Origin of the sequence: Halalkalibacter lacteus (genome assembly GCF_036663595.1) — a bacterium.
In the GTDB taxonomy this organism is placed as follows: domain Bacteria; phylum Bacillota; class Bacilli; order Bacillales; family Bacillaceae_D; genus Halalkalibacter; species Halalkalibacter lacteus.
In genome coordinates this window covers 1-234 of sequence record NZ_JAWRVL010000468.1, presented here as the reverse complement: position 1 = coordinate 234, position 234 = coordinate 1, and the positions used below count along the sequence as shown (strand labels likewise).

Below are 234 nucleotides of genomic sequence, written 5' to 3'. Positions count from 1 at the left end.
ATTGGAGCGGGTGATGAGAATCGAACTCACATCATCAGCTTGGAAGGCTGAGGTTTTACCACTAAACTACACCCGCAAATTTAAGTATTTTGATGTATTGGCGCGCCCTGAGAGATTCGAACACCTGCCCTCCTGTGTGACAGGTAGGTATTCTAATCAACTGAACTACCGGACCATGGTATTGCGGGGGACGGATTTGAACCGCCGACCTTCGGGTTATGAGCCCGACGAGCT

Annotated in this window: 1 tRNA gene; it reads right to left on the bottom strand. The window is 50.0% G+C overall.

Going from position 1 to position 234, the window contains the following annotated elements:
• Positions 1-2: 2 nt before the first annotated feature.
• A tRNA-Gly gene (locus SAZ04_RS23045) sits at positions 3-76 on the bottom strand.
• Positions 77-234 lie beyond the last annotated feature (158 nt).